Source organism: Sporomusa sp. (assembly GCF_057736855.1).
On record NZ_JBYKYF010000188.1, the window covers coordinates 1 to 5,997 of the forward strand.

8 protein-coding genes and 1 riboswitch are annotated in these 5,997 nt (G+C 42.1%); all 8 genes read left to right on the forward strand.

What is annotated here, in order from left to right:
- Positions 1-435: cytochrome b/b6 domain-containing protein (locus tag AC29Z1_RS12030; RefSeq protein WP_488271707.1), on the forward strand; the 435-nt coding region annotated here is incomplete at its 5' end.
- An 87-nt stretch (positions 436-522) separates the two neighbouring features.
- Positions 523-1,005: a HyaD/HybD family hydrogenase maturation endopeptidase gene (locus tag AC29Z1_RS12035; protein ID WP_488271708.1), complete on the forward strand. Its 483-nt coding sequence runs from the start codon at positions 523-525 to the stop codon at positions 1,003-1,005.
- Positions 1,006-1,097: 92 nt separating this feature from the next.
- The gene (locus AC29Z1_RS12040) at positions 1,098-1,421 is read left to right on the forward strand and encodes a hypothetical protein (protein WP_488271709.1); all 324 of its coding nucleotides are present in this window, start codon (positions 1,098-1,100) and stop codon (positions 1,419-1,421) included.
- 106 nt (positions 1,422-1,527) lie between these two features.
- Positions 1,528-1,887: a chorismate mutase gene (aroH, locus tag AC29Z1_RS12045; protein WP_488271710.1), complete on the forward strand. Its 360-nt coding sequence runs from the start codon at positions 1,528-1,530 to the stop codon at positions 1,885-1,887.
- A 274-nt stretch (positions 1,888-2,161) separates the two neighbouring features.
- Entirely contained in the window at positions 2,162-3,121 is a 960-nt protein-coding gene (locus AC29Z1_RS12050) for a glycosyltransferase family 2 protein (RefSeq protein ID WP_488271711.1), read from the forward strand.
- Positions 3,122-3,208: 87 nt separating this feature from the next.
- Positions 3,209-3,347, forward strand: a riboswitch (cyclic di-AMP (ydaO/yuaA leader).
- Positions 3,348-3,371: 24 nt separating this feature from the next.
- Entirely contained in the window at positions 3,372-4,019 is a 648-nt protein-coding gene (locus AC29Z1_RS12055; RefSeq protein WP_488271714.1) for a C40 family peptidase, read from the forward strand.
- A 406-nt stretch (positions 4,020-4,425) separates the two neighbouring features.
- Positions 4,426-5,406: a metal ABC transporter solute-binding protein, Zn/Mn family gene (locus AC29Z1_RS12060; RefSeq protein WP_488271712.1), complete on the forward strand. Its 981-nt coding sequence runs from the start codon at positions 4,426-4,428 to the stop codon at positions 5,404-5,406.
- A 302-nt stretch (positions 5,407-5,708) separates the two neighbouring features.
- Positions 5,709-5,997, forward strand: a 289-nt coding sequence (locus AC29Z1_RS12065; RefSeq protein ID WP_488271713.1) for a Fur family transcriptional regulator, incomplete at its 3' end; no start/stop codon positions are given.

Sequence of the window (5,997 nt, forward strand, 5' to 3'; positions counted from 1 at the left end):
ACTAAGCTATACTGGACTGGAATCATGGATACGCAGATGCACTATATGTTCATGCGTGGCAAGCATCGCCCCTATCTGCGCAATTCACTGGCCAGGTCTGGTTATTTAGCTGTATATTTTATGTTTCTGATTGAAGCCGTAACTGGTCTGGCAATGTATTATATGATTGAGCCTAATAGGTTCCTCGCAAAAGTATTTGGGCCGTTTAATAACTGGCTAATTAACGAATACACTGTCCATATCATACACCATTATGTCGCCTGGTGTATCATTTTGTTTGTCATTGTACACGTATATATGGCAATCCGGGCTGACTTTATCGAAAAGGGTGGCGAGATATCGGCCATGTTTTCTGGTGTCAAATATATGGAAGAAGAGCCTGATGATTTAGGTGATATTATGCCACATGCCCCAAAAACTAAGACAAAATCATGAGAACTAGAGATTGCCACGCGTTTTTATAGTCAAATGTAGCGTGGCAATCAATCTTTTGTGCATTTAGATAGGATAGGAGTTTTCACTATGGAAAAAATTGTAGTATTGGGTATCGGCAATATTTTAATGCAAGATGAAGGGTTTGGTGTTCGGGTAGTTGAAGAACTTACCCGGCGTTATACTTTTCCGGATTCTGTTCAGGTTCTTGATGGTGGTACGCTTGGTATGGAACTGCTTGGCTTTATCAAAGGTGCTGAGCGATTGCTTATTATAGATGCCGTTAATGGAGGAGAGACGCCAGGGACTTTTTACCGATTTGCTAATGAGGAAGTAAAAACTTATTTTAAGCATAAAGTATCTATGCATGAACTAGGGATTCAAGATGTGCTAGCAGCGCTGGAACTGTTAGAACAGCCAGTGAAAGACGTGGTTGTATTAGGGGTTCAGCCGGCGGTTATTGATATTGGTTTAGAATTAAGCGATATCGTGCAATCCAGGGTTGAACAAACGGTAAGCCAAATACTGAATGTTTTAGGTTCGTGGGGTATAAACAACCTGTCGCATACATAAGTATTATAAATGAAGACTCCCATTGGCTCATGCTTGCTTAAGGAGGGGAAACTTAGAGCCAGTGGCTGATCAGAGTATGCGGGGGTGGGACAGTGAAGTACAATGTCCTTTATGTTGTTTTAAACCTAAAAGGAGTGCCTGAACTATTTCATGCTGAAGGTTATCGGTATAACCCCGAAACAGGTTCGCATGAGTTACTGATTAGAGTGTCGTCTCAGGAATTATGGGTAGATACCCGGTCTGTCATGCTAAAGAAAATCGCGGGTTCTAGTTTTTGTTGGAACGAGTATGAACGAGGAGAATATGTTGAATTAAATCAGGCTAATGTGGTATGTCCCGAATGCGGCTGGTGGCGCTGCCATGTTTGTAACTCCTGCCGTTGTAATAAACCCGAAAACGCGGGTAAAAAGCGATAATATATTTGCACTGTTTTTTATGTAATGTAAATAGTGGCAGGAAATTGAATTATTCTCGCGTATATTGTAAACTAGGCCTGCAAATTTTTTTCTAGGAGTGGTTATTATGCTGCGTGGCGTTCGAGGCGCAACAACTGTTACCGCAAACCATGATGAAGAAATCTATGAGCGCGTGGCTGAACTTCTAGCGACAATTGTACGGGAAAATGCAATAAATACCGAAGACATTGGCGCCGTGATATTCAGCTCAACTCCTGATTTGAACGCGGCTTTTCCGGCTGCAGGTGCCAGAAAACTTGGCTGGACACAAGTGCCGCTGTTTGGAACCCAGGAAATTGAATGTCCTGATGCATTGCCGCGGTGTATCCGGGTATTGATTTTATGGAATACTGATACTCCACAGCAAGCTATCAAACATATTTATTTGCATGATGCGGTGGTTTTGCGCCAAGATATTACCTCATAAGAAACGAAAGCGAGATTATTTGACATACGGTTGGTCAGATGGTAGGCAGAGGATGTTTTACTCTTACCATCATTCCAAGGTATGTGAAGGTCTCGCTTTTTCGTCTTACACCAGCAAGAGTATGTTTTACTAAAAGCCTGCTTGGAGAGAAAGCTTGATTGGATGTTGGCAGGTTTCTCGTTTGAAGGCTACACAGGCGGAACTGAATGAAACAAGAACACTTGCATTCATAAGCCGGCAATGCAATAATAAAGTGAATAAAGGAGGCTAAATTGTGGCTTCACATAAGAACTTAATATCTATTGTTGTGCCGGTATTTAACGAACAGGATAATATCGACAATTTTTATCAGGAAGTTGTTAAATATATGGAACCGTTACCCTATGATTTTGAATTGATTTTTATTGATGATGGTTCCAGTGATGCTACTCCACTTATTTTAGAACGCTTAGTCAAAATGGACAAAAGAGTGCGAGCGTTGATTCTGGCTCGTAATTTTGGTCACCAGGTGGCATTAACATGCGGAATGGATTATGCTGAGGGGGATGCAGTTATTACCATGGACGGTGATATGCAGCATCCGCCAGAGATGCTGCCGCAGTTGATTGCTAAGTGGGAAGACGGGTTCCAGGTCGTACAGACAGTAAGAATCAATACGGAGGGAGTATCCTGGTTTAAAAGCTTTACTTCAGGCATGTTTTATAAGTTAATGAATGCCATGTCTAATGTACAGGTTACAGAAGGTGGCTCTGATTTTAGATTATTGGATAAACAGGTAGTTGATAGTTTCCGGCGTTTCCGGGAGCGGGCCAGATTTATTCGCGGTATGATCAGCGCCATTGGGTATCGCCAGACTAAAATTGAATTTATTGCACCCAAACGCTATGCCGGACACTCCAAGTTCTCATTAAGGCGAATGTTGCATTTTGCTCTTGATGGCATTACGGCATATTCAAAAACGCCGCTTAGGTTTGCCTTTTACATAGGATTGCTCCTAGGATTTTGCAGTGTTGTATTAACCATCCATGTGCTTTATATCAGGCTCTTTACCAGTGAGGCTGTTCCAGGCTGGGCGACGATTACGGCTAGTATTTTGCTTTTGGGCGGTATACAGTTAGCTGGAATTGGTGTTATTGGTGAATATGTTGGGAGAATATTTGAAGAGGTAAAACAGCGTCCGCTATATTGGCTTCAAGCGGAACTTAGACAGAAGCGGGACAAAGACAATGAGTAGTATAAATGATAATTTGTCCTAAATCGTATAAAAAAACATAAATTCGGGCAGGATTTTCTAATTTTATACAGAATTTATAAATAGAGCATCGATAGAAAGCCGAATCCAGCTCAGGTACGGGGGAACCAAATCTATGGGGTGAAACTTGATGAGCACTGGCTTTTCAAGTAGGGTGCCTGCAACCCTAACCCGTCAGCTAACCTCGGAGGCCAAGGAGAGGAGTAACCAGTTGCAAAAGTATTTTGGGTTTATTGTTGCTTTTTGTCTCTTTTTTGGGACCGCTACTTTTGCCCATGCTTCAGGTACATATGAGTTTGGTGACCGGGGCTCTGATGTAGCTGCTATTCAGGCTAAGCTAAATGAACTTGGTTTTGATGCAGGTGCAGTCGATGGCCATTTTGGCGACTTAACAGTTAGTGCAGTAAAGGCTTTTCAAAAGGCTAGGGGTCTTGAAGCAGATGGAATTGTCGGGTCACAAACTTATCGCGCTTTGATGGGACGGGATATGCCTGTTAGCCGCGATGCTTCCTCAACCTCGGTAAGGCGTATCATTCAGACATCGATGCGCTATGTGGGAGTGCCTTATGTATTTGGTGGGACAAGCCCTAGCGGTTTTGACTGTTCCGGCTTTACTCGCTATGTTTTTGCTCAGAGTGGCATTTATCTGCCGCGGACAGCTGATGAACAGTTTGCAGTTGGAAGGCCAGTATCTTATAGTCGCCTTCAACCTGGAGATTTAGTGTTTTTTAGTACCTATGCACCAGGAGCATCTCATAGTGGCATCTATATTGGCGATGGAAAATTTATAAGTGCTACATCTAGCCGCGGTGTAGCTATTGCTAGTATGAGCGATAGTTATTGGGGGCCGCGTTACATTGGTGCCCGTCGGGTGATGTAGGCATATAAGGGAAGGGGTTGGACCTTCCCATTTTTGTATTTATCAGACAGAGTTTATTTGCTGCGCTGCGTTGGGTACAAGGTCATTCTGCGTCTAGGCTGCGGCCAAATTAAGGCTTTTTATTATTACTATCCAATAATGATAGTCTATTTATATCATAATGCATGGTTCGCCCATAGAGTTGGCTCAGGACGCGTATATTTATACAGGAATTGAATGTTAGCTACCCGTATATCGTATGTATGTAAGTAAAATAATAGTAAAACATATAGCGACAAGTAATTTGTCGCTATATGTTTTCGCTTTTTTGTTAAGAATAATCTTATTAAGAAGTGTTGACAGCTGGGTGATCCCCTGTTACTATCTTAATAGGAATATTCTTATTAAATAGGGAGCTAGGCTATACATGATGAAAACAAGGATGCTTTTGATTGTACTTTTTCTTTTTGGGGTGTTGGTGGGTGGTTGTGGACAGAAAACTGCTGCGCCAAGTGACAGTACATCGCAGCCAGCAAAAATGAAAGTGGTGGCCAGTGTTTACACAGTCTATGAAATTGTCCGGAATGTTGGCGGCGACAAAGTTGAGGTCGACTTACTGGTTCCCGCTGGGGCTGAACCGCACGAATGGGAACCATCAGCTAAAGATCTGGTAAAGGTTAAACATGCAAAACTGTTTTTCTTTCATGGTGCTAACTTTGAACACTGGATTGACAAGGTATTAGCAAAAGATGTACTTGGTGCTACCACGGCTGTTGAAGTCAGCAAAGGCATTGAATTAAAAGCAGGTATTTCCCATAGTCATGGCCATGGCCATGACGAAGAAAAACATGCTGATCACGATAAACCAGATCACAAGACAGATGAGATTGATCCGCATGTTTGGCTAGATCCGGTATTAGCTCAACAAGAAGTAAGCGCCATTGCAGAGGCCCTGGCTGCCGCTGATCCAGAAAATGCTGAGTATTATCGTGAAAATGCAATGAGTTACAAACGGGAACTACAAAGGCTTCATGAAGAATATCAGAGAAGTATGCAAAACGTTAAGAAACGTACAATTATTACTACTCATGCGGCTTTTGGTTATTTGGCTGCTCGCTATCAACTTGAACAGGTTGCTATTATGGGGTTATCACCAGACGCTGAGCCGACACCAGAAAAGATGGCTGATATAACAAAATTGTGCCGTGAACGACAAATCAATTACATATTTTCTGAGACAATTGTGAGTTCTAAATTAGCTGAAACGTTAGCAAAAGAGGCTGGAGCCAAGGTACTTGTGTTGCATCCTGTGGATGCGATAACCCCTGAAGAGGTAAAACAAGGAAAAGATTATCTTACGCTAATGCGCGAGAATTTAGCGAATTTGATACAGGCACTTGGACAGTGATCTTATTTCAGTATGTGAAAATGACGGGGTTAGATGAAGAGTGTACTTCCGCTGTAGAGGCGGAACCTTGACACTAAGATTATAAGGGTGCTTTGGGGTGATCGCCACGCAATTGTTCGTAATGATGAACTTTTTATCATTGCAAACACAGCGTGGCAATCTCTTTCCTGTCAGTAATCCTTATTCTTCTTATTTTAGAAAAAATATACATTAATACCCATAGATCGTAATATTTCTGTCCCAAAATCCTGACGTAAATCATGCTATGTAACGTGGTGCTAGAAAGGGGAGAAAGAAAAGATATGACTGTTGATCATGAAGCAACCATCATGGCTGTGCTAAATCGTCTGAAAAATAAAGGCTACCGGATAACCGCCCAGAGGCAGGCGATGATTGCCCAATTGGTTGAAGCAGGGGAAGCGTTGTCAGCTTTTGAAATTTGGGAAAGGCTAAAAGTTCAGTATAAGGATATTAGTCTAGATACCGTTTACCGCAATCTTCATGTGTTGGTTGACTTAGAAGCGTTAACTCCTATAAATGCTTTGGGAAAAGAAAGTGTCAGATATGAATTGGTGGCTAGTATCCACCAAT

Coding starts and splice junctions, on each gene's coding strand:
- AC29Z1_RS12035 (WP_488271708.1), top strand. CDS start 523: ATGGAAAAAATTGTAGTATTGGGTATCGGCAATATTTTAATGCAAGAT.
- aroH (WP_488271710.1), top strand. CDS start 1,528: ATGCTGCGTGGCGTTCGAGGCGCAACAACTGTTACCGCAAACCATGAT.
- AC29Z1_RS12060 (WP_488271712.1), top strand. CDS start 4,426: ATGATGAAAACAAGGATGCTTTTGATTGTACTTTTTCTTTTTGGGGTG.